23 protein-coding genes are annotated in these 24080 nt (G+C 46.3%); 22 read left to right on the forward strand and 1 reads right to left on the reverse strand.

What is annotated here, in order from left to right; genetic code table 11:
- Positions 1 to 38: 38 nt before the first annotated feature.
- Genes BLV66_RS09695 through BLV66_RS09710 form a run of 4 tightly spaced genes read left to right on the forward strand, consistent with a single transcriptional unit; the run spans position 39 to position 2958 of the window.
- Positions 39 to 794: a prepilin peptidase gene (locus tag BLV66_RS09695; RefSeq protein ID WP_086985900.1), complete on the forward strand. Its 756-nt coding sequence runs from the start codon at positions 39 to 41 to the stop codon at positions 792 to 794.
- Positions 795 to 837: 43 nt separating this feature from the next.
- Positions 838 to 1869 (forward strand): type IV pilus biogenesis protein PilM, encoded by a 1032-nt coding sequence (gene pilM, locus BLV66_RS09700; RefSeq protein WP_086985901.1) that lies wholly within the window; start codon positions 838 to 840, stop codon positions 1867 to 1869.
- Positions 1862 to 2401 (forward strand): hypothetical protein, encoded by a 540-nt coding sequence (locus BLV66_RS09705; protein ID WP_086985902.1) that lies wholly within the window; start codon positions 1862 to 1864, stop codon positions 2399 to 2401. The genes pilM and BLV66_RS09705 overlap by 8 nt, the downstream gene beginning before the upstream one ends.
- Positions 2398 to 2958 carry a hypothetical protein gene (locus tag BLV66_RS09710; RefSeq protein ID WP_086985903.1) on the forward strand — a complete coding sequence of 187 codons (561 nt, stop codon included), beginning with the start codon at positions 2398 to 2400 and terminating at the stop codon, positions 2956 to 2958. The genes BLV66_RS09705 and BLV66_RS09710 overlap by 4 nt, the downstream gene beginning before the upstream one ends.
- 136 nt (positions 2959 to 3094) lie before the next feature.
- On the opposite strand, the gene BLV66_RS09715 is transcribed toward BLV66_RS09710, so the two are convergent.
- On the reverse strand, positions 3095 to 3727 hold the full coding sequence (locus BLV66_RS09715) for a PepSY domain-containing protein (protein ID WP_086985904.1): 633 nt from the start codon (positions 3725 to 3727) through the stop codon (positions 3095 to 3097).
- 221 nt (positions 3728 to 3948) lie between these two features.
- On the opposite strand from BLV66_RS09715, the gene BLV66_RS09720 reads away from it, so the two are divergent.
- From BLV66_RS09720 to BLV66_RS09810, 18 genes are all read left to right on the forward strand, one after another.
- Entirely contained in the window at positions 3949 to 4617 is a 669-nt protein-coding gene (locus BLV66_RS09720) for a VanZ family protein (protein WP_086985905.1), read from the forward strand.
- Between the two features lie 723 nt (positions 4618 to 5340).
- On the forward strand, positions 5341 to 7986 hold the full coding sequence (locus BLV66_RS09730; RefSeq protein ID WP_086985907.1) for a G5 domain-containing protein: 2646 nt from the start codon (positions 5341 to 5343) through the stop codon (positions 7984 to 7986).
- A gap of 521 nt (positions 7987 to 8507) precedes the next feature.
- A complete protein-coding gene (accD, locus tag BLV66_RS09735) occupies positions 8508 to 9380 on the forward strand; it encodes an acetyl-CoA carboxylase, carboxyltransferase subunit beta (protein WP_086985908.1) in 873 nt (290 codons plus the stop codon).
- Positions 9373 to 10137, forward strand: a complete 765-nt coding sequence (gene accA, locus BLV66_RS09740; protein ID WP_245826678.1) for a carboxyltransferase subunit alpha — start codon at positions 9373 to 9375, stop codon at positions 10135 to 10137. Before accD ends, accA begins: the two co-directional genes overlap by 8 nt.
- An 83-nt stretch (positions 10138 to 10220) precedes the next feature.
- A complete protein-coding gene (locus BLV66_RS09745) occupies positions 10221 to 11750 on the forward strand; it encodes an amino acid adenylation domain-containing protein (protein WP_086985910.1) in 1530 nt (509 codons plus the stop codon).
- A 31-nt stretch (positions 11751 to 11781) separates the two neighbouring features.
- A complete protein-coding gene (locus tag BLV66_RS09750; RefSeq protein ID WP_086985911.1) occupies positions 11782 to 12012 on the forward strand; it encodes a phosphopantetheine-binding protein in 231 nt (76 codons plus the stop codon).
- Positions 12009 to 13073, forward strand: coding sequence for a 3-oxoacyl-ACP synthase III family protein (locus tag BLV66_RS09755; RefSeq protein ID WP_086985912.1), 1065 nt, complete (start codon positions 12009 to 12011; stop codon positions 13071 to 13073). Before BLV66_RS09750 ends, BLV66_RS09755 begins: the two co-directional genes overlap by 4 nt.
- A 20-nt stretch (positions 13074 to 13093) precedes the next feature.
- Positions 13094 to 13318 (forward strand): acyl carrier protein, encoded by a 225-nt coding sequence (locus tag BLV66_RS09760; protein WP_086942941.1) that lies wholly within the window; start codon positions 13094 to 13096, stop codon positions 13316 to 13318.
- 14 nt (positions 13319 to 13332) lie between these two features.
- Positions 13333 to 13971 (forward strand): NeuD/PglB/VioB family sugar acetyltransferase, encoded by a 639-nt coding sequence (locus BLV66_RS09765; protein WP_176974209.1) that lies wholly within the window; start codon positions 13333 to 13335, stop codon positions 13969 to 13971.
- Between the two features lie 42 nt (positions 13972 to 14013).
- A complete protein-coding gene (locus tag BLV66_RS09770; protein WP_086985914.1) occupies positions 14014 to 15303 on the forward strand; it encodes an ATP-grasp domain-containing protein in 1290 nt (429 codons plus the stop codon).
- A 64-nt stretch (positions 15304 to 15367) separates the two neighbouring features.
- Complete coding sequence (locus tag BLV66_RS09775) at positions 15368 to 16039, forward strand: LbetaH domain-containing protein (RefSeq protein WP_086985915.1); 672 nt, start codon at positions 15368 to 15370, stop codon at positions 16037 to 16039.
- A gap of 1 nt (position 16040) precedes the next feature.
- Entirely contained in the window at positions 16041 to 16913 is an 873-nt protein-coding gene (locus BLV66_RS09780; protein ID WP_086985916.1) for a beta-keto acid cleavage family enzyme, read from the forward strand.
- Between the two features lie 210 nt (positions 16914 to 17123).
- On the forward strand, positions 17124 to 17759 hold the full coding sequence (locus BLV66_RS09785; protein ID WP_086985917.1) for a sugar transferase: 636 nt from the start codon (positions 17124 to 17126) through the stop codon (positions 17757 to 17759).
- 45 nt (positions 17760 to 17804) lie between these two features.
- Positions 17805 to 19307 carry a ParB N-terminal domain-containing protein gene (locus BLV66_RS09790; RefSeq protein ID WP_086985918.1) on the forward strand — a complete coding sequence of 501 codons (1503 nt, stop codon included), beginning with the start codon at positions 17805 to 17807 and terminating at the stop codon, positions 19305 to 19307.
- Between the two features lie 57 nt (positions 19308 to 19364).
- Complete coding sequence (locus BLV66_RS09795) at positions 19365 to 20531, forward strand: nucleotide sugar dehydrogenase (RefSeq protein WP_086985919.1); 1167 nt, start codon at positions 19365 to 19367, stop codon at positions 20529 to 20531.
- A 50-nt stretch (positions 20532 to 20581) separates the two neighbouring features.
- A complete protein-coding gene (locus BLV66_RS09800) occupies positions 20582 to 21607 on the forward strand; it encodes an SDR family NAD(P)-dependent oxidoreductase (RefSeq protein WP_086986051.1) in 1026 nt (341 codons plus the stop codon).
- A gap of 67 nt (positions 21608 to 21674) precedes the next feature.
- The gene (locus BLV66_RS09805) at positions 21675 to 22763 is read left to right on the forward strand and encodes a glycosyltransferase family 4 protein (RefSeq protein WP_086985920.1); all 1089 of its coding nucleotides are present in this window, start codon (positions 21675 to 21677) and stop codon (positions 22761 to 22763) included.
- 45 nt (positions 22764 to 22808) lie between these two features.
- Positions 22809 to 24038: an O-antigen ligase family protein gene (locus tag BLV66_RS09810; RefSeq protein WP_143033128.1), complete on the forward strand. Its 1230-nt coding sequence runs from the start codon at positions 22809 to 22811 to the stop codon at positions 24036 to 24038.
- Positions 24039 to 24080 lie beyond the last annotated feature (42 nt).

A 24080-nucleotide genomic window follows, 5' to 3' on the forward strand; every position in this document is an offset into this window, starting at 1 on the left:
CCTCCGTGGAGTCTTTCTTGCTTACTAGGAGTTTTTTCATGCATACAATCATAACCGCTATTTTTTTCGTCTATGGCTTGGTATTTGGGTCTTTCTTTAATGTGGTGGGTTTGCGGGTGCCAACCGGGACGCTGTTGGCTCAAACGCGTTCCTACTGCGACACGTGCCAGCGCACCTTGACTTGGAAAGAATTGATTCCGGTCTGGTCTTTTTTGCGCCAAAGAGGCCGATGCAGTCAATGCCAAGAACAAATTTCGTTGCTGTACCCAATCATGGAGTTGGCGACCGGGATTTTGGCGGCTGTTACTTTCTACCTTTATGGTTGGAATGAACAAACGTTTCTGGGATTGCTGCTGATTGCGCTCGTTATTCCGATCACGGTATCGGATTTGGCCTACAGGAAAATACCAAATAAGGTCCTTTTGTTTTTCACGCCATTGTTTGTGGGTTTGCGCATCCTGGATCCGCAGCCTTCTCTTTGGGTGTCCTTATTCGGAGCGTTTCTGGCGTTTGGTTTAGTATTTGTGATCATCCTCGTATCTAATGGGGGTATGGGTGCAGGTGATCTGAAATACTTTACTTTATTGGGCTTTATATTCGGACCTTATCATTTTTTGTTGCTTTTCTTCTTGTCCACGCTTTACGGAGCAGTCACTGGGATGATTATCATGAAGCTAAAAGGCGGAGATCGAAAAATGACCATTCCGTTTGGTCCTTATATCAGTCTAGCTGCAGTAACTGTTTTTTATTTTGGAGATACGATCATTCAGTGGTACCTAACACTTTTTAGCTGAGTTGGATCACTTTTTGCGGTTCGTATACGGAGGGAGGGATATTATGTTATTTCAGAAAAAACCATTGCTTTATTTTGAATTTTTGGAAAGACGGATCCGCTATTTGGTCATGGATGCGCAATCCCGCACAGTCCTGGAACAAAATGAGATCCTGTTTGATACCGAAATCCTTCATGAAGGGAGAGTCATCAATCCTTCATTGCTTGAAAACCGCTTGAATGCATTAGTGACCGAAAAAAAATGGAAAAATGCGCAAACGGCCATCCTCTTGCCGGACGATTTTGTCATAGTGCGTGAAGAAAAAATACCGGCACAGCTGGCACCGTCAGAAATAAGGGCTTACGTCGCGCTGCATATGGGTCAGCTGATCCGATCCCCGTTTAAGGAGACGCGTTTTCATTTTGAGTTGCTTGAAGTTGGTGATATGGAGCATACCATTCTGCTGATGCTCTATCCGCAAGAAGTCATTTTTCAATACGAATCCTTATTGCAAAAAGTATCCTTGAATCCAGTTTTAGCGGATATTTCGTCGCTGTGCCTTTACCGGACCATCCTGCAACAAAATGACTTGCAACAGAATTCAGATGAGCATGTGATGGTGCTGCAGTGGAGCCCTGTGGATCATACAATCATGGTTTTTCATCAAAATCTGCCCAAGTTTTCCCGCCACTCGAGATTGGCCCGCCTGGTTGATTTATGGGATGTGACCAAAGAAGGCGAATGGATCTGGAAGGATGATCAAGACTCGTTTGAAGAAGCAATAACGGATGTGTTGGATGTTTTGGAACGATTACTGGAGTTTTATCGCTATTCTGTGATGAATGGCCATGGTGGAGTGACGGATATCTTTTTGGCGGGCGATTTTCCTTATCTGGAAAAAATAAGGGAGCAATTGTCCCGGCGCTTTTTCCTGCCGATTCATATTCTGCAGGCCTCTGAAGAAATCAGTTCCAAATTTTTGCCGTTATATGGGCTTGCATCGAAAGAGAAATATGCAGCCGTTCCGCAGAAGGTTGCTCAGAAAAAAATGAAGCTCACCCGAAAAAAAGTACAGGAGGAAAACGAACATGTTTGAAGTCAATTTTTTTGAGAAAAAACAGATAAATTTTCTTCCTTATGTGCTTGGTGGTACTTTCCTTTTTCTGCTTGTTCTTGTGGGCATTTATTTCTTCTCAGCGCAAGCGTATTATACAAAAGCGGAAATGCGTGACCAGGAGTGGCTTCAAGCCGAGGAAGAGCAGCTAATGGTTTCACGGCAAATGCAAGAATACGCACAATTGACGGATCAAGTGGCAGAAAATAAAGCCACTTTTGAAGCGAAGCAATATCCAATGTCTTACGTAACAAAAGCAATCGTTGAACAAGTTCCAAATGGGGAACAGCATGTGACCATTTTAAATAAGAATGAAACGAATCAGATCACCTTAGTGTTGGAAGGCTTGACGGTTACGGAGATTTCCGAAGCTGTCGAAAAGTTTAAATCGTTAGTGTATGTCTCTGATGTTCAATTCATCCGTATGGAAAATCAACTAGATGGAGCAAGTTCGACGGTTGAGCTCTGGCTGGAACTTGATGAAGCAGCTTTGAGAGAGGAGGTTCTCTCATGAATCTGAAATGGAATCGCGTGTCATTTGTAATGGCCTTTGTGCTGGGGTTGCTGGTTCTGGCGACTTTCATTTTCGGTCAAGTGTATTTTCTCGATCCGATTAAGCAACGAGCCGCTCGCGCAGCGCTGCTAGTAGAGGAACAAATGAGCTTGAAGGCTGAATATCCGCCAGAACAAACCTTGCTGGATGACTACAGACAAAAGTATGAGGAAACCTGGGGATTTTTACCTGAAGGTGAAAAGGTAAATCAAGAGCTGGTTGTTCTGGAAAGCATCGCTGCTGAAGAGAATGTCATTGTGCAACAGATCGCACGTGTCGGTGAACCTCAACCGATCGAAGGACTTGATGAAAGTTACATGAAGAGCACTTACGCAGTTGAAATGACAAGCAATACTGCGGGGAACATGCAGAGGCTTGTTGAAAGACTCGAGGGACTAGAACGCATCTGGAATATCTATTCTTTCGGGTTCGAAAAGCTTGACGAGGAGTCTTTCAGCGGTACCTTTACTTTTGACTTATTTTATTACGTATCTGCTTCCGAAGACGCTCAACATTGAATTGCTTCATGCATAATTGGAAAAACGAGCTGCACCCTCACAAGAATACGTGAGGGTGCAGCTCGTTTTTGTTAGCCCGTTGTGGGAAGAAGGAAACCCCTTAAATTCAGGAGCGGGACATCAAAGTGGAGTCTGATCAACCGTCCACTCCCAAAACTTCACCGGTTTCAGCGTGGATCTTCACTTCGGCATCATGTCCTTGGAACTCGACTTCATAAACAGGTGCATTCCCGTGGTCATCCTTGCTGTCCAGCTTCCAGCCCTCAAAATCCGATGCATCGGTGCTAATGCGATCCTGTGCAATCCGGATGGCCTCGACAGGACTGATCAGGTTGCCGAAGGATAGATAGACGTCATCATCGGAATCGTTATTTTCACTTTCTTCCTTCAGGATTTCTTCGGTCTCGGAATGAATGCGCAGCTCGTATTCGGTCTGTCCGACGACGCCTTTGATTTCATAGGTATAGTCGCCGAAATCCTTGTCGAAGTCGACTTCTTTGATTCTAGCATCAGGATATTTTTCGATGAAAATGGCGACGGCGCGATCCAAGGATACGCTGCTGTAGCCTGCTTCGGCCGGCAAGGCAGCGTCGGTTGTGACCGCTGTGCTACTTATATTCGCCGGATCCATCGTCTCCGTGCTGGCTTCCTGCGCCATGGATGAACTTGTGCTCGAGATGTCCTCAGACGTGTTCGCGTTGTCCCCGCATCCAGCTAGCGTCAAAACCGCCAAGCCGGATAAGGCGACATACTTCCAATTCTGCATCATTTAACATCATCCTTTCTTTTACAAGGATAAGACAAACGACATTTTGGGTCAAACAAAACGGTCTTAGCCGGTGGACAGCCGTGGAAATCTGCACCAGTTCCTGCGAACCCGCCGCTTACCGGAGGAGCGAGCAAAATCTTCGGCTGACCGACTACAACGCACGTCAACTTTCTGATATACTGAAAGGAACATTCAGTCGGAAATGAAAGGAGGTGCTACCGGTGAAAAGAGAGCGACACTATTATGCATGGATGTCGGTAATTGCCTGGATGATTGTTATCTTCTTCCTGTCAGCCCAGCCGGCGAACCAGTCCATTATCTTGAGTGGAAGCTTGACACGCTTCTTTGCGGACGCGCTCAATCAGCTTGCTGCGTTCATTGAGTATTTCACGCGGGCGCAGGGAACTATCGTGTTTTTGAGCAGCATTCTTCTGCTGATTTATCTATTGGAAACGCAGGAGGATGAACCGAAGCTTTTTGGCATAAAAAAACGTTGGATCATCGTCGGGACAGCCGTATTTTTGGTGTTGGCGATCTGTTTGTTCCTGTTCGTCGATTTCGTTCAGGATACCAGTTTTGCCTATGCGGGCAGATTGATGCGGAAATCTGCCCACTTCATCGCGTATCTGATCCTCGGTTTTCTGGTTTCGCATGCGATGAAGAATGAGTCCTTCACCGCGACTGCCTGGAAGCGGAGAGGTACCACGTTACTGATTTGTGTGGCGTATGCCATAAGTGATGAGTTCCATCAAGTATTCGTGCCCGGCCGCGGACCGTTGCTGAAGGATGTCCTCATCGATGGATCGGGTGCATCCCTCGGTATCCTGCTTTACGTTGGTGTCAGAGAAGTATGGATACGTTGGAAAAATAAAAAGTCTGGAAACACTTAAAAGATAGTGTTTCCAGGCTTTTTTACATACGCTTAACTTCGATGAGGAAATGCTAGGCCGGAGCTGACCAATTTTCGGGTAGCTCAAGTCCGGCGGAGACTTGCTGTTCGGAGGTGATAGGTTTGTGAGTTCTTCTCCGGCGAAAGAACCATTCACAGGAGGAGGGCATAATCTCCGAGGGGCGCTGGATTAACAGCGCTCCTCGACTTTTGAATGCATATTCCCCCCTTGATTACAATAAAAAAAGTCTATCTGTAGCTATGATTGGATTGCAGAGAAATGGTGTAGTACAATGCAATCAGAAGACATTATCCTTGTTGCTGTTTTTCTTCAAAATGGTGCGAATAAGCAAGAATATAACGCGCTTCGTCAGCCACTACACCTCATCATCCCTCCTCCGAAAAAACGTATAGAATCCCGCTACATCATACTTCGCTGGCACATGCTCCGAGGAGCCAAAAGGCAATTCGACCATTTACCAGGCATGTCCAAACAATAAGCCACCCACCAAATTGCGTTAGAGCAAACGTAGTTTCGTCCTGACATCATCTCGACAAGTTAGTATAAGAGCCAAAAAATCCATAACTTTGCTTTGCAGAATCAATGCTGCGCACAACCTGATTTGGAGGGGGGCCTGCAAGTATCAATCTTTTCTTTTGGCAACGAACTTTTATTTCGGGAGCGGTTTCTTTGGCGCCGGGCAATTGAAGGGGATGTTTAAAAATGAATAATTTCAAGCGAATAGACTGGTTTAAAATATTTCTATTATTTTCAGTATTTGCAATTGGTTTAGGAACAGTTCAAGTGCATGCGGCTACGTCTGTTCGTGCAAACAATGCCGCTATAACGAATCCACTCGATGGAATCGGCGAAGTCTCTTTACTGGCGGAGCCAACGGTAAACCTTGCACCGACAAGCGTAATCAGCAGCTCTGTCACTTTTTCGGGCATCTCGTACATAAATGATGGTCAGACGAGCAGCACGGCCAGAGCTGCGAAAGCGGGGCCGGGTCTGCATTGGGTACAGCTGGATCTGGGCGCAGTCCATGAGATCAGCTCCATCAAATTATGGCATTATTTTGGTGATGGCAGAAGCTATCGGGATGTGGTCGTACAGCTCTCAAATGATCCAACATTTTCCAGCGGTGTGGTGACAGTTTTTAATAACGACACGGATGGCAGCGCAGGCTTGGGTGTGGGCACGGACAGTGAATATAAAGAATCGAGCTTCGGGAAGGTGCTCTCATTTAATCCCGTGAACGCCCGTTATGCAAGATTTTACACCAACGGGAGCAATGTGACCGGGTGGAATCACTATGTCGAAATCGAAGTATACGGTGTTGGAATTCAGGTGGTGCCAACGGTAAATCTGGCGCCGGGAAGTACAATCAGCAGCTCTACCACCTTTTCGGGCATCCCGTACATAACCGACAGTCTGACGACTAATTCCAGCAAAGCTGCGAAGGCTGGGCCAGGCCTGCATTGGGTACAGCTGGATCTGGGTGAAGCCCATGATCTCTACGCCATCAAATTATGGCATTATTTTAGTGATGGCAGAATCTACAAGGATGTGATCGTACGGCTTTCAAATGATCCGACATTTTCCACCGGTGTGGTGACCGTCTTTAATAACGACAATGACGGCAGCGCAGGCTTGGGTGTTGGGACGGACAGTGAATACAAAGAATCGAGCTCTGGAAAAATGATTTCCTTCAATGCCGTGAACGCCCGTTATGCAAGGTTTTACTCCAATGGCAGCAGTGTGACTGGGTGGAACCATTATGTCGAAATCGAGATATATGGCCATGAGCTATCGGTAACGGAAGTCAGAACAGAAACTTTGACCACAAACAAAGTGAGTTACACACGAGTCGAGCATTTGGACAATACATTCCCGGCTGGAGAAACACAAATAATCCAAGCTGGCGTTGACGGTTATGATACGGTGACGTACGAGGTGACCTATACGGACGGCGTAGAGACGGGCCGAGTGGAGGTGTCGCGGGTGACGACGGCGCCGATAGATGAAATGGTGCGGGTGGGGACCCAACAAATCGTGACGGAGCGGATAACCGTTACAGAGAATACGGTGGCCTACCAAACGGTGGAGCAGGAAGATGCCAGCTTGCTAGCGGGTGAAAGGGTGATCCAACAGGTAGGAATTGATGGCTACGACACGGTGAAGTATGACGTGACCTACACGAACGGTGAGGAAACGGGCAGAGTAGAGGTGTCACGGGTAACCACCGCGCCCGTCGAAGAAATCGTCCTGGTAGGTCCTGATGTGGTCGTAATAGAACAGACAACCGTAGTGGAGAACGTTGTGGCCTACCAAACGGTGGAGCAGGAAGATGCCACCTTGCTGATGGGCGAAAGGGTGATCCAACAGTACGGTGTTGACGGCTACGATACGGTGACGTACGACGTGACCTACACGAACGGCGAGGAAACGGGCAGAGCGGAGGTGTCGCGGGTAACAATGGCACCGGTCGAAGAGATCGTTCTGGTGGGGACTTATTCAGACGATACCTACGTGATCTATGCCATCGCCGATACGCATCTTTCTTTGGATACAGGCATAGCTTCCCTCGAAGAAGCTACCCTCTCCAGAAGTAGCATCGTCGCTGCGGAGGAACAAGGTGTATGGATGACGGCGGAAGGCACCTTTGTGACGGCGGCGACTGTCTCGGAACGCACGCAAAGAATGCAATCTTTTGCGGCAATTGCAAATGCGGATCAGCCAGATTTTGTTTTACATTTGGGAGATGGGACTGCCGGGCCTTCAGATTGGAATTCGTTTTTGGCCGCTTGGAACAGCATCTCCCTGCCGAAGCTATTTGTGCCGGGAAACCATGATTTTGACAATACGACATACGCTTCAGTGGCTACCATGTTCGGGTATAACACGAGGACAACTATCGGCAACAACAAATTCAGTTATGCTCAGGAGATTTCGCTTGGAGGCATCAGCTTTTTGCTGCTGGATGTGGATACGAACCGTGTAGATAACAGTGGATTCCAGACGAAATTGGATTGGGCCGCGGGGCAACTGAACAGCACCACCAGTCCGTTGGCGCTCATTGTGGCGCATACGGCTCCCCACAACTATCTCAGAAATAATTACGATGGGCCTACCGCATACGCGTTCAACCAAATCGTTCTGAACGCATTGAGCTCAAACCCCAATCTTGAGAAAGTGCAAGGTATTTTTGGACATGAGCATCCATCAAATACTTACATGGATTTGTTTTTCGGGTCTGAATTCCCGGGGTTGATCCTGAAGCCGAATGTCTACACAGTCGGAAGCTATACCAAGATTACCATTGATAGTCAGAATAATATCACTTGGGAGCAAAGGGACCTCTACTAAAGTTTTGGAGGAAGTGCCACCGCATTCTCGTGACTTTGATCATGAATGAGGTGGCACAGTTTTTTTGTGCTGACCTGGATTAGCGGCAGTCATCAAGAATAAATCTTTTGGCTGGTAATAGGCAATAAGAGTTTTAGAAATAAGAAAAATGTGGTAGAATTCAGATAGAAGTATACCAGTATAAATTCGCTCTTTTTCATCCACAGTAATAATAGATTCAGTATCCTAACCATCTCAGTAATCCCCTCTTAATAGATTGTTTACAACCGCAACGAACTCAGAAATAGACATCATCACCTAATCCTTACCTCGAAATTTTCACCACAGCTTGTCTTCAAAGCGAAGTCAGCTTACACCACCTTAACTATCGCGGAACACCGCGCAACGACTCCATCAAAAACTCACATAAAAATTCCATCAAAAACAGCAACCTCCAACCGCAGTTCTTATTTGTTTCCTTTCAGCGCCAGCAGTTTCACTGTTAAATCAGGCAATTCAGTTCGTCAAAAAGAGGTGATAACATGGAATCATTTCGTAACCGCCATCTCTTTCCCATAAAGCGCGCTTTCGATGAAAATGATGCGCGGAATCCTATCGTTCCAGTCGGCTTATGGGAAAAATGTCCCCAGTGTCAAACGATCATTTACAGCAAGTCCTTGGGTGCAGCAAAAGTCTGTCCGCACTGCAACTATCATTACCGGATTACGGCGGGTGAGCGTCTGAACCTGGTCATTGATGAAGGTACCTTTTATGAATGGAATACGGTTATGCCTGTTCAAAATCCGTTAGATTTCCCGGATTATGATAAGAAATTGCAGGATGCCAAATGGCGGACAGGATTGGATGAGGCTGTCGTTACCGGAACGGCTGCCATCGATAAGAAGAGGGTCGCTTTGTGCGTGATGGATTCCAATTTCATTATGGCGAGCGTTGGAAAAGTCGTCGGCGAGAAGATTACACAGGTATTCGAACGCGCGACTGAAGAACGGTTGCCGATCATCGTCTTCACAGCTTCCGGTGGAGCCAGAATGCAGGAAGGCATTATGTCGCTGATGCAGATGGCTAAAGTGAGCATAGCGGTATCCAACCATAGCGATGCGGGGCTCCTCTATATCGCCGTACTTACTGACCCGACGACGGGCGGGGTGACTGCTAGCTTTGCTACGCAAGGGGATATCATTCTGGCTGAAGCAAGATCGACAGTGGGCTTTGCCGGCAAAAGGGTCATCGAACAGACCATCAGAGCAAATTTACCCGAAGGTTTTCAAACAGCAGAAAAAGCACTGGGGAATGGCTTCATCGATAAAATTATCATGAGAAAAGACCTAAGAAAGACACTGCAGCATATTTTGGCGTTACATGATCCGGAAGAAGTGGGTGATGAAGATGAATGATGTGCAGAAAATCATTCAGGCGGCAAGGAGCATTTCACGCGTGACGGCAATGGAGGTGATTGACGGCATTTTTGACGGTTTCATCGAATTCCATGGGGACCGACGTTACGGGGATGATCCTGCGATTGTGGGCGGCATCGCCAGCCTGGAGGGCATGCCGGTGACTGTAATCGGGACGCAGAAGGGGCATGATGTGCAGGAGAATGTCTATCGGAACTTCGGATCGCCGCATCCGGAAGGGTATCGCAAAGCGATCCGGTTGATGCGGCAAGCAGATAAGTTTAACCGTCCGATTGTCACTTTCATCAATACGGCAGGCGCCTTCTGCGATGTGGAATCGGAAGAACGGGGAATCGGTGATGCCATCTCCGAATCGTTGCTGGTCATGAGCCGAGTGAAAGTGCCCTTGATCGCCATCTTCCTCGGTGAAGGTGGAAGCGGCGGTGCCTTGGCTTTAGCGATGGGCAATGAGGTATGGATGCTGGAGAACAGCATGTACTCGGTCCTTTCACCGGAAGGTTTTGCTTCGATCCTATGGAAGGAAAGCTCCCGTTCGGAGGAAGCCGCCCTCGTCATGAAGCTGACTCCGATTGATTTGCTTAAATTGGAGATAATCGACAGAATCATACCGGAAAGAAGGCCGGAAGAGTTGTTGCCTGATCTGAAAACGGAGCTGATTCGCTCGTTGAGGAAATGGAGACGATTGAGTCCCGCCGAAATTGTTGCGCAAAGGCAAGAGCGTTTCCGGAAGTATTGAGGCAGTCATAATATAAAATCATTTGATAGTGCGTTTCGTTTGTTTGAGTCTATCGCCACACTTCAAAATGGAGGCTGATTTGAATGAAAAAAAATGTATTGGAGTACTTTGAAGACACGCTTTTGCAGTACAGGTACAAAACGGCCATCAGGGATGAAGACAGAGAACTGAGCTTCGGCGACTGGGAGCAATGCGCAAAAAGGCTGAGCCTTTCCATCCGAAGCAGGTCGGAGGACATGAAAAAGCCTATCGCTGTATTTTTGCCGAAAAGTGCCGACAGCCTCGTCGCTTTTATGGGTATCCTATACAGCGGAAACATCTATGCTCCCCTTGATGTCCATTCCCCTGCCGCAAGGATTATTAATATCCTGGAACATCTGGAAGATCCGCTGGTCATCACTTCGCAAGCCTATACGGAATCCCTGCTTGCGATGGGCGTAGCCGCTGAAAACCTCATCGGCATTGAAGAGGCGTACGACGCATCCACATTCTTTGACAATGAGGCGGTGCTCGGGAGACTCGACGGACTCATCGATACAGATCCCATCTACATCATCCATACCTCTGGTTCGACGGGCACTCCAAAAGGCGTCGTCATCTCCCACAAAGGCGTCATCAACTACATCGATTGGGCAGTGTCGTGCTTTGACATCAGCCCAAAGGAAATCATCGGCAGCCAATCCCCTTTTTACTTCGATAATTCAACCCTCGACATCTATCTCTGTTTAGCCACAGCAGCAACCCTTGTCATCATTCCGGAACACCATTTCGCCTTCCCGGTCAAGCTGATGGAATACGTTGCCTCAAAGAACATCAACTTTGTCTTCTGGGTGCCGTCGGTGTTGATCAATGTTGCCAATACGAAAGCGTTGGATCATGTCGATACCTGCAGCTTGGAAAAGATTCTTTTCGCTGGAGAAGCGATGCCGAATAAGCACCTCAACTATTGGCGCAGCAAGCTTCCGGATGCCTCGTTCGCCAACCTCTACGGGCCGACCGAAATCACGGTGGACTGTACTTATTACAAGGTCGAGCGGGCTTTCGAGGACAGTGAACGGCTGCCAATCGGATTTCCATGCCGGAACGCCGATGTCATTATCCTGAATGAAGAGAACCAGGAGGTGACCGGAAGCGAAATGGGCGAACTGTGCGTGCGGGGCAGCTCCATCGCTTTGGGCTATTGGAACGATGCCGCCAAGAGCGATCAGGTATTCACCCAAAACCCGCTCAACAACCATTATTTCGACCGCATCTATCGCACTGGCGATCTTGTCTACATCAATGAGTATAACGAAATCATCTATGTCGGCAGGAAAGACACCCAGATCAAGTATATGGGATACCGGATCGAACTGGGGGAGATCGAAACCGCTTTGCTGAGCTTGAACGGCATCCATAATTCCTGCGTCATCTACAACTCGGACCGAAAGGAAATCACGATGTTTTATGAAGGGCCGAACGATCTCGGCAAGGCAACAATCAGAAAAGAACTGACCCCGCTATTGCCGAAATACATGATACCGACCAAAATCATCATGCTGGAACAGTTGCCTTTAAACAAGAACGGGAAAATCGACAGAAAGACATTGGCTGCGGAGTGGTTGCACAGTTAGTGACGGACAAAGTGATAGGGAGGAGAACCACATGGGGAAAATTGTGGAGATACTGAAGGATATACGTCCGGAATGCGATTGGGAACATGCACGTGATTTCATCGCGAGTGGAATGCTCGATTCCTTCGACATCATCGTGTTGGTGTCGGAGCTGGAGAGCGCCTACCCGGTTTCTGTGGATGGTAGCGATATCTTAGCAGAAAACTTCAGCAGTCTGGAATCGATTGCGGATCTGGTAAGAAAGAGTGGTGGGATTGTATGAACTTCAACTATGAAAACAAACGGATCAGCGGCATTCTGACTGTATTGCCGCAAAATGAAGTGGCATTCGAGGATGAAGCGGAAAACTATAATTTTTCCGTAAAGCAGTCCATGAAGCTGAAGAAAATAATGGGTTATGAAAAGCATCGGATTGTCGTAGGAGATACGAGTGTGTCGGATCTCTGCGTCTTCGGGATGAGGCATCTGCTGGACGAAGGTCTGATCAGCGGCGATGACATCGATGCCCTGATACTCGTCACGCAGACTCCCGATTATTATATGCCTCCGACGAGCAACGTCATCCAAGGGGAGTTAGGGCTGAAGCAGGATATGCTCTGCTTGGACATCAACCAAGGCTGCGCCGGTTATTTGGTGGGATTGATCCAAGCTTTCAACCTGTTGGAACAGGACTCAATCAAAAAAGTGGCCCTTTTGAATGCCGATGTACTCAGCCGCAGGACTTCAAATCGTGACCGGGGCAGCTATCCGCTGATCGGCGATGCGGCCTCTGTGACAATCGTGGAAAGAACCGACGACAATAATCGGATCCATGCGAACCTCAAGATGGATGGTTCAGGTTACAAGGATCTGATTATCCCTGCAGGCGGCATGCGGCTGCCAACCACCAGCGAGACAGGTTTAATGGAAGTGGATGAGGCCGGAAATTTCCGAAGCCTTGATCATCTCAAAATGAACGGAGAAGCGGTATTCAACTTTGTGCAGACAGAAGTCCCGCCTTTGGTTGAGGACTTGCTTACGGTTGCAGAAACGTCGAAAGAGGACATTGATTATTTCATGTTCCACCAGCCGAACCGGTTTATGCTCGAAAAATTAGCAGATAAGATGGGCGTGGCACGCGAAAAGCTTCCGAATAATGTGGTCGAAAACTTCGGAAACTCAAGCAGTGTGACCATTCCCGTAAATATGGCCTTCAATCTGGGCGAAAAACTACTGACGGATTCTTACAAAGTATGCCTTTCGGGTTTTGGGGTCGGCCTTTCCTGCAGCGCCATGCTGATGGACATCGGGAATTTGGATTTTTGCCGGATGATTGACTATTAGGGACTAGGAGGAGAGGCATCATGGAGAACTTCTATGAAGAGTTTGCGGAAATTTTAGAAGTGCCTGAAGTGAACAGGGAAGATTCATTGGATGATTACGAAGGTTGGGATTCACTAGGGCTGTTGTCCACCCAAATCATGGCAGAGGAAAGTTACGGTGTTAAAATCGGCAACGATGATCTGAAAGGCCTGACGACTGTCGGAGATATCGCAGATTTGATCCAATCAAGAAGAAAAGCCGAATAAGGGAGGACGACCAGTTGAAAACATTGTTGATAGTCGGAGCAGGCGGTCTTGGCCGCGAAACGTACCAGTGGGTTTTGGATCAGGAAAAGGCAGAGAAGCGATGGGATGACATCGGCTTTTTGGATGATAATCTCCCCGCGTTGGATAACTACAAAATTTCCGCTAAAATCGTCGGAACCGTAAAAGATTATGAACCCAAAGCCGGCGAGGAGGTCATCTGTGCCATCGGCGATGCGGAGGTTATCGCGGACCTTTGCCCAGTCCTTTTGGATAAGGGAGCGGTTTTTACGACGGTGATCCATCCGACCGCATTGTTGGCGGACACTTGTGAAATCGGAAAGGGCGTCATCATAGGGCCGTATGCCATCATTTCGACGGATGCAAAAATTGCCGATTTTTCGGTTGTGAATTCCTACGTCAGCGTCGGCCACGATGTTTCCGTGGGCAAGGGCTGCGTCATCAGCGGATTCAGCGATCTGATGGGCTTCTCCGCTTTGGAAGAGGGCGTATTTTTGGGGAGCGGCGCGCGGCTGCTGCCGAGTGTGCGGGTCGCTGCTAACGCCAGAGTCGGTGCGGGAAGCATCGTCCTAAAAAATGTTAAAGCGAATACAACGGTTTTCGGTAATCCGGCGAAAACAATTTCCGCTCCCTGAATGAGGACGGGAGCAGCGAATAAAAAGGGGGAAGTGAACAGAATGATGAGAAAAAATGTCTTAATCTTTCCGGGAGGAGAATATTCTGCCTCGCAGATATATTTTTCACTTCACAATAGCTTACAATATCGGCCCATTTTGGGATCCAGCAGAAGCGATCACAGCGAATTCATCAGCAAAGATGCCATCACTGATTTGCCGTTCATATACGAGGGACATTTCATTGAAGCATTGAACCGGGTAATTCAAAAGGAAAGCATTGATTTCATCATACCTGCCCATGACACCGCTGCGTTCAGCTTAATGGAAAAACAAGATGAAATTATGGCGACGGTTGTGTGCTCCCCGTTCAAAACAGCTGAACTTTGCCGCTACAAAAGCAAGACTTATGAGAAATTAAAAAGCTTCCCCTTTGTTCCCAAAACCTATGATATAAAGCGGGGGGATGCGGAATTTCCTTTGTTCGCCAAGAATGATGTTGGATCAGGATCGAGAGACGCCTTTGTGATTTCTTCGGCCGAACAACTGGAGAAATTATTGGATCCCAGAATAAGTTATGTTTTGTGCGAATACTTACCCGGTGAGGAAATCACGGTGGATTGCTTCACCAACAGTAAGCGAGAATTATTGTTCGCGCAACCGCGCACCAGAAGCCGTATCTTCAACGGTATCAGTGCACGATCGACAACGATTGCGTTGACGGAAGAAATAAAACGAATAGCCGAGGTTCTTTCATCCGAAATTGAATTCAGGGGTTACTGGTTTTTCCAATGTAAAAAAGATAAAGACGGCCAGTACAAATTATTGGAAATTTCAACCCGCTTTGCAGGTACATACGGGGTCAGCAAAAACTTGGATGTAAATTTGCCGTTGCTGGCATTATGTGACTTTGACGGCATGGATGTGGACATAACGCCCAACAAATATGAAATCACAGCGGATAAAAATTATATCGATCGCTACAAATTGAATCTGCAGTATGAGCGTGTTTATGTAGGTTTTGACGATACCATAGTCTTCAACAAGGAAAAATACAATACGCAAATGATGCAGTTTTTGTATCAATGCCTGAATGAGAACAAAGAAATCGTTTTGATTACGAAGCATGCTCCCGATATCCGGGAGACGTTGAAGAAACAGCATCTGAACGAGGCTTTGTTTGCTGGCATCATTGAAGTGCCCGAAAATTCCGAAAAATATACATTCATGGACAACAGCAAGCCGAGCATTTTTATTGACCATGCCTATGCAGAAAGGAAAAGGGTGAAAGAGCATTTGGGGATACCTACATTCGATGTTTCAAACGTTGAATGCTTACTTGACTGGAGCTGATAAGGCTCCAGATGAAGAAAAACCTGCCTAAATGGCAATGATCACTGGGAGGCGAATTCAAAAAATGAGTAATCCGGTAATCGTCTATGGAAGCAAATTTTTAGCGGAAATGCTGTATTATGATTCCTTGAAACACCCAGATTTTAACATTGTGGCTTTTGCTGCCGATGAAGCGTATGTAGATAAGACGGGATATTACTTGGGCTTGCCGATGGTTGTGATGGAAACTTTAACAGAACGGTATCCGCCTTCTGCATACGATATGATTGTTCTAACAACATCTTTTCACGACATGCGCAATCGGGAAGGCATGTACACGAAAGTCAAAGCCTTAGGGTATACATTGCGGAATTATATCAGTCCATCCAGCATTGTTTCGCCAGTTATTGAAATGGGGGATAATAATCTCATTTTTGAGCAAGTATTCCTGGGTCACAGAGGACGGATGGGATCCTGCAATATCATTCGGCAACAAGTTTATATTGGCCATGAATTTACTCTTGGAAACAACAATGTCATCACCTCAGGTTGCACGATTGGCGGAGAGTGCCGCATCGAGAATAATTGCTACATCGGTCTGAATGCCACAATTCTGAACAAAATCACCGTTTCAGAAGAGAGTCTCGTTGGCGCGGGAAGTGTCGTGATAAGAAATACGGAACCCTTTTCAAGGAATGTGGGAAATCCAAGCAGGGTTTTGAGTTACCACAAGGAAGGGTTAAAGGTGAACCTCTAACATGGATAAAATAATTGTGAATTTCACCCCGACCGGCATGATTCCAACAAAAAAAGATACCCCTTATGTACCCGTTTCACCCGAAGAAATCATCCGTGAGGTCAAGCAGGCCTGGGAATTGGGAATTTCCATGGTGCATGTGCATGCCAGAAACAGCGACGATGAAAAACCGACGTACCGAAAGGAAGTCTATGCGGAAATCATTGCAGGCATACGGCAATTCGCTCCGGAACTCGTCATCTGTGCTTCAACATCCGGGAGGAACTTCAATACTTTGGAAGCCAGATCGGACGTTCTGTCGCTTGAAGGAAATTTGAAACCCGATATGGGCAGTCTGACACTCAGCTCGCTCAACTTCAACAGGACCACCAGCGTAAATGAACCTTCCATGATTGTTTCCTTAGCTGAAGTGATGAAAGAAAACGGCATCCGGCCGGAGTTGGAGGCTTTCGATTTGGGGATGGTCAATTATTGCAACTATCTTATCAAAAAAGGGGCGGTGGTTGCGCCTTATTACGTCAACCTGATTTTGGGCAACATCGCTTGCGCCCAAGGGGATTTGCTGCATATCGGATGCATGCTGAAAGATATCCCAGAAGACAGTATTTTTTCGTTGGGCGCAGTGGGCACCGACCAATTGAAAATGAATTCTCTGGGCATCACAATGGGCTGGGGCGTACGCGTCGGCCTCGAAGACAACTTCTGGTATGACGAAAATCGGACGAAATTAGCGACGAACATGGAACTTCTGGAGAGAATCCACAAAATAATTTCTGCAAATGAAAAAGAAGTTATGACATCAAAGGAACTGCGGCAAAGGCTCAATCTGGATCCAGGCTTTGGCAAATATGGCGTTGCCGGATCCAATGTTTAATAATGGTGCGCAGGGGAAAAGGATTGCGGAGAAAGTCAGGTTTATGCTTGTCTTTTTCCGTATCAGCTATTGTTGGGTCAATGTCCAACGCAAGTCCGCATACGTTTTGCCTGATAGACAATTGCCATATAACTGTATATATGACAATTGTGTGCCAGTCAAAATGGAAAACCACGTTTGAAATGAAGCAGATTGAAAAGAGGGGTGTGGATGATGATGTTCTATCAGCATTATGGGAAGCGACTGTTGGATTTTGCAGTGACACTGATTGCACTCGTTCTCTTAAGTCCAATTTTACTTGCCTTGGCTGTACTGGTTAGATTGGAACTCGGAAGTCCAATCATTTATCGGCAGCAGCGCCCCGGATTGAATGAGAGAATTTTTACATTATATAAGTTCAAAACGATGACAGATGAAAAAGATGAAAACGGAAAATTATTGCCGGACAGGGAGAGGCTGACAAAGTTCGGTAGGCTTCTGAGAGCGACAAGTCTGGATGAATTGCCGGAATTGTTCAATATTCTGAAAGGGGATATGGCGATTGTAGGACCTAGACCTTTGTTGGTAAAGTACCTGCCACTCTACAACAGTCAGCAAAGAAGACGCCACGAAGTAAGACCAGGGTTGACTGGTTTGGCGCAAGTCAGCGGCAGGAACGCAATCAGTTGGGAAGACAAGTTTAATCTGGATATAAAATATATTGAGAGCCTCGGTTTGATGGGGGATCTGAAAATCATTCTGAGGACCATAAAGAAAGTTGTAGTGAAGGAAGGCATCAGTTCTGAAAAATCCGTAACGATGGAAGCATTCGAGGGGACCAAAAAAGCCAATGGAAAGCAATTTTAAAAACGAATTTGCACTGAGAGAAGTCATTTCAGGAGGCGGACATTTATGAAAATCCAAGATGAATTAACGGAGTACTTTTGTGATACGTACAAGATAGATAAGACGCTGGATTACATTGTCGAAGAGGTTGATGCCAAGACGCTGCTTACTGGCGAGCGGTTGGATTTGGTTGCCAAAATCAAATACATTGAATGCAGAGAAAAAGGCCAAAACACGGATTTTATCAAGGAACTGTACAGAAGCCACATTGAAGCATTCGCATTTGGAATCTATGCTGAAAGCGGCAATCAGGCAAAAAATTCGATCGATAAGTACTTTGAAACCTTCGATCATTTGATCGACACGATCAAGCAAACGGGATTTGATGCAGCGAAATCTGTCGTTCCAGTAGGGAAAGACAACGTCATCATGGACGGCGCCCACAGGACAGCAATCGCCATCTACTTCGGATTGAAGCTCCCGATCATTCGTTTTCCCGAACTGTATCTCCGGTTTGATGCCGAATATTTCCGTAAGCGGCTTTTGGAGGAAAAATACATCGATTACCTCGTACTGGAATACTGCAAAATGAACCCGAACACTTATTTTGCAAGCGTCTGGCCTGCTGCCGGCGATAAAAAACAGCAATTAGATCAGATGCTTGCATTGATGGAGAGCAGCTGCAAAATCATCTATTCAAAGAAAATAAATATGGGCTTTGAGGCCTTGAATAATTTCATAGCACAGGTCTACATGAAGGAAGATTGGACCGGCACCTCGGAAAGCCAGTATGAAGGGTCCAAAGGCAAGACCAAAAATTGTTACTTGTGGGGAAATGAAACGACCATCTATATCCTGGAATCGTCGACTTTCGAGGCAATCTTCAACATGAAACAGAATATAAGGGAAATCTTCAAAATCGGCACACACTCAATACATATCACGGACAATCAAGCGGAAACGATCAGATTGGCCAACCTGACTTTGAATCGGAATTCATTGGATTATCTGTTCCGGGGGAAGCCATTGATTTACACGGATTTCAACAAGAAAGTATTCGAGTTCAAGGCAGCCTTGATGGAAAATCATTATGAGCCGGATGACTTTATTGTTGCCTCCAGCGGCGTATTGGGTGTCTATGGATTGAGGGATATCGGCGACATCGATTTTTTCACACTGAAACCTGATTACGAAGTTCTGGAAAATGAAGGCTGTGAAAACAACCAAGCTTATGCTGGGTTTTATGATAAACAGCTAGATGATCTGATCTATAATCCTGACAATTATTTGGTCTATAACGATATCAAATTCATTACGCTGGATGTTCTGCAAAGATACAAGGCGGCGAGAAACCGTGACAAGGATCTTATGGACCTAAAATTGATCGCTGGCCTAACCAACGAGGACACGAACAGTAATGCGGGATGGTCAAAATCCCGAGTGGCACTCAACCGGGAGTACAGGATCATAAATTACCGCATAAGGGCAGCTGCCTTCAAGGCATTGAAGCAACTGGGGTTGTATAGTGCCGTCAGACAGGTGTATCGGGGAATCAAAGGGAAAAATTAGCGGCTCCTGAAGCCAATCAGGCCATTTGGTCAATGCAAAGGGAAGGAGTCGAGGACATTGAAAATCACGGTCGCAGGGACAGGTTACGTAGGCTTATCGCTGGCCATCCTCTTGGCGCAGCATAACGAAGTGGCGGCGCTGGATATCGTCGCAGAAAAAGTGGAACGGATCAACCGGAGAGAATCTCCTATTGTCGACAGGGAAATCGAAGATTATTTGCGCATGAAGGACTTACATTTGTTTGCAACGACGGATAAGGAAGCCGCCTATGAGCATGCAGATATTGTCGTCATTGCCACACCTACAAATTATGATGAAGAAAAGCACTTTTTTGATACGTCATCTGTGGAAGCCATCATTGAGGATGTATTGGTTTACCGACCTGAAGCAACCATGATTATCAAGTCGACTGTTCCGGTCGGATACACAAAGGAAATGAGGGAGAGGTACGGGACGGATCATCTCATATTCTCACCGGAATTTCTGAGGGAAGGCAAGGCGCTGTACGATAATCTATATCCTTCGCGCATCATCGTTGGCGATACATCGGAACGTGCCGTGGCATTCGCTAACCTGTTGGTGGAGGGGGCAGCAGCGGAAGGAATTCCAGTTCTGTATATGGATTCCACCGAAGCCGAAGGGGTGAAACTGTTCGCAAACACCTACTTAGCGTTACGCGTGGCTTATTTCAACGAATTGGATACCTATGCCGAACTGAGAAAGCTGGATACAAAATCCATCATCGAAGGGGTGGGACTGGATCCGCGAATCGGCAATCATTACAATAATCCATCTTTCGGGTATGGCGGTTATTGCCTGCCGAAGGACACCAAACAACTGCTGGCGAACTATGGAGATGTCCCCAACAACCTCATCGGAGCCATCGTGCAGTCCAACAGCACGCGCAAAGACCATATTGCCCACATGATTATAGAACGCAACCCGCAGGTGGTCGGCATCTATCGTCTGACCATGAAGTCCGAGTCGGACAACTTCCGTGCTTCTTCCATCCAAGGCATCATGAAACGGATCAAGGCAAAAGGCATCGAAGTGGTGGTCTACGAACCGGCGCTGGAAGACGACACCTTCTTCAATTCAAGGGTAATCAAGGATTTGGATGAATTTAAGACGCTGTCCGATATCATCGTGTCGAACCGTTTTGCCCAAGAATTGGCAGATGTGAAGGATAAAATCTACACAAGGGATTTGTTTCACGATAATTAAACGTTACCTGATAGGAGCTAACTTTTCAGGAAATGAAGGAGCTGAGCAACTTGAGCTACAGAACGTTGGATTGCAGCAAAACCTATCTTATCACAGGTGCAGCCGGTTTTATTGGGTTTTATTTGTCCAAGAAATTGCTGGAGCTGGGGAGCCGAGTGATCGGGATCGACAGTATGAATGACTACTACGACGTAAAACTGAAAGTTGCTCGTCTGGATCAGCTGAAATCCTTCGATACATTCACTTTCATCCAAGGTGACATCGCGGACAAGGAAAGGGTCACCGGCGTATTTGAAGCATACAAGCCGAACGTTGTCGTGAACCTAGCCGCACAGGCTGGCGTCCGCTATTCCATTGAAAATCCGGACGCCTACATTCAAAGCAACATCATCGGGTTCTTCAATATTCTAGAGGCCTGCAGATTTTATCCGGTGGATCATCTGGTCTATGCGTCCTCAAGCTCTGTTTACGGATCCAACACGAAAGTGCCTTTTGAAGAATCGGATTTTGTGGACCATCCGGTGTCGCTCTATGCGGCAACCAAGAAATCCAATGAGTTGATGGCCCATACGTATAGCCACCTCTATAAAATTCCAGCCACAGGCTTGCGCTTCTTTACGGTATACGGCCCGATGGGGAGACCGGACATGGCTTACTTTGGATTCACTGATAAGTATTTTAAAGGTGAACCCATCAAAATATTCAATAACGGTGATTTTGAGCATGATTTGTATCGGGACTTCACCTATGTGGCTGACATTGTAGAAGGGATCCTGAGACTGCTGAACAATGCATCAGCTGAATCGGTTCCGCATAGGGTCTTCAACATCGGGAACAACAGCCCAGAGAAACTGATGGTTTTTATAGCGACGTTGGAGCAATGCTTAAGCAAGGCTTTGGCCAGAGAAGTGGTGTTCGAAAAAATATTTGAACCCATCAAGCCAGGCGATGTGCCGGCCACCTACGCTTCTACGGATCTGCTGCAGGAAGCGGTGGGATTCAAGCCGGAAACCTCCATTACGGAAGGTTTGCAGCAGTTTGCTGATTGGTATGTGGCATACTACGGGATGAAGTAAAAAATAAGGTGGTCCAGAAGTTTATTTTCGATACAAACAAGCACAGGTTCTGGAAGGGGCATGCACGATGGAAAAATTACTTATTTTAGCTAATAACACCGGTGGGCTTTACAACTTCAGAAAAGAGCTCATCCAGGAATTAGTCAAAGAATATGAAGTTTACGTAGCGCTTCCAGACGGGAGATTCAGATTTCTGCTTGAGCGGGAAGGCTGCAGATTTATAGATACACCAGTGAACCGGCGCGGGAGCAACCCGGTCACCGATTTGAAACTATTCCGGACATATAAGAATGTCATAAGAGACATTCACCCTGCTGTTGTCCTGACGTACACAATAAAACCGAATATCTATGGGGGGATCGCCAGCAGACTGTCAAACACGCCCTATTTGGTGAATGTGACGGGATTGGGTACTGCCGTCGAAAACGCCGGGATTTTACAGAATATTACGCTGTCTTTATACAAAATAGCTTTAAAAAAAGCAAACTGCGTTTTTTTCCAAAATTCCGAGAACAAGGAGTTTTTCATCAAGAACAAAGTAGTAGCGGAAAACGTGAAATCGATTCCTGGATCCGGAGTGAATCTGAATCATTTTGCATTCATGCCTTACCCAAGCAGCGCCACTACTGAATTTGTATTCATTTCCAGAATCATGAAAGAAAAAGGGATCGATCAGTATCTAGAGGCAGCAGCGTACATAAAGGATAAGTATCCCGCTACAACCTTCCACGTATGCGGATTCTGTGAAGAAGACTATGCTAGCAAACTGCAGGAACTGCATGATAATGGCACGATCGTCTTCCATGGGTTGGTGAGCGATATCCGGGAGGTAATCAAACAAACGCACTGTACCATCCATCCTTCCTATTATCCAGAAGGATTATCCAATGTGCTGCTTGAAAGTTCAGCCTGCGGCAGGGCCATCATCACAACGAATCGGGCGGGCTGCAGAGAAGTGGTCGAAGATGGCATCAATGGATATGTGGTCGAGCAGAAAAATGCGCAAGACTTGATCGACAAGATCGAGAAATTTTTAAGCTTGGATTATGAAGAAAAGCGACAGATGGGCATTTTTGGCCGGGAGAAAGTTGAAAAGGAGTTTGACCGGAATATTGTTGTAAATGCGTACTTAGAAGAAATAAACAAAATCCCTTAACATTTGGAATTTAACGATAAGGATAGCTTTGTGGGTAGCGTCTTCATGATGGATGCAAAAGAGGTGAGAGTAGTCATGCGATATATCGAAGAGAAAATGACAACGAATGAATTTTGGGGGGACCTTTTACTGGTCTACTTGATTTTGAAGCCCTTTTATATATTCGCTTCCGGATCGTTACAACCAGCTGATTTTTTCCTGATGCTGTGCTTTGGTTTGCTGCTGGTGACCAGAAAAACCGGATTCATCAAATATCCGATTCCTTCAGGCATTTGGAAGATACTCAGATGGTCAGTGCTGTTCGCATTTTACCAAATATTCATTAACCTGATCTGGTATCTGATTTTGGAGAATACAAATGCCGGAAATAAGAATTATGGCCTGTATCTGAGTTGCTTTTTCATTTTGTTCAATCTTTTTAGCGTTTTTTCCTGCATTATGATCTACGAACGAATAGGTCCCTTGTTGTTTCAGAAGCTCATAAAAGGTTTTTTAATATCCGCAACGATTGTTGCATTTTTCAGCATCATCCAAAATGCCAGCTCGAGCATCAGGGCGGTGGCGGGTTTCAATAATCCTAACCAACTCGGATACTACGCGATATTGTTATTGACCAGTTGCTTTCTGTTCGGGGGCTATATCCGATCGCCATACAAGCAAATATTGTTTTCCCTCTCCGTTTATCTGAATGTCATTTCGCTTTCCAAAGCCTCTGTACTATCCTCTGCAATCTTGATCCTGTACGTCATTTTATTCCAGAAATATTTTAACGTCCACATCAGCAAGAAGATGACTGTATTCTTGGTGATTTTTATATTATTCATACTGTACAGTTTCTTTTTTGGAGACCTCTCCTTCTTTAATAACGATACATTATCCGCCCTCAGGGAAAGGATCTTAAATATAAGATCAGAAGGGGATTCCAACTTAGGCTCCGGACGAGGATACACCAGGATTTTTGAAATGGGCAGCCATCTTTTATGGGGAATGGGGGAAGGCGCATATTATCGGTTTCAATCTTTGACGGGTCTGGAAGCTCATTCTTCGTTTGTCACCGTCTTTGTCTCCTACGGGCTGGTTGGATTCTTGATCTGGATGAGGTTGCTGATTGCGATGGTTTACAGTGGTATCAGGAGAAATCTGTTTACTGTAGGGATTTTTATCGGAGTTGCTGCTTATTGGGTCACCCATAACGGACTGCGTAATACCGTTCTTTGGATCATTATTGCATCCTATATGATAATGAATCATTCTGGCGAAAAGGAAGGAACGTGAGCGGCAGGAAATGAAACGGAACCATCCTAAGCGGAGGAGGTG

It is taken from the genome of Trichococcus collinsii, assembly GCF_900107505.1.
Lineage (GTDB): Bacteria > Bacillota > Bacilli > Lactobacillales > Aerococcaceae > Trichococcus > Trichococcus collinsii.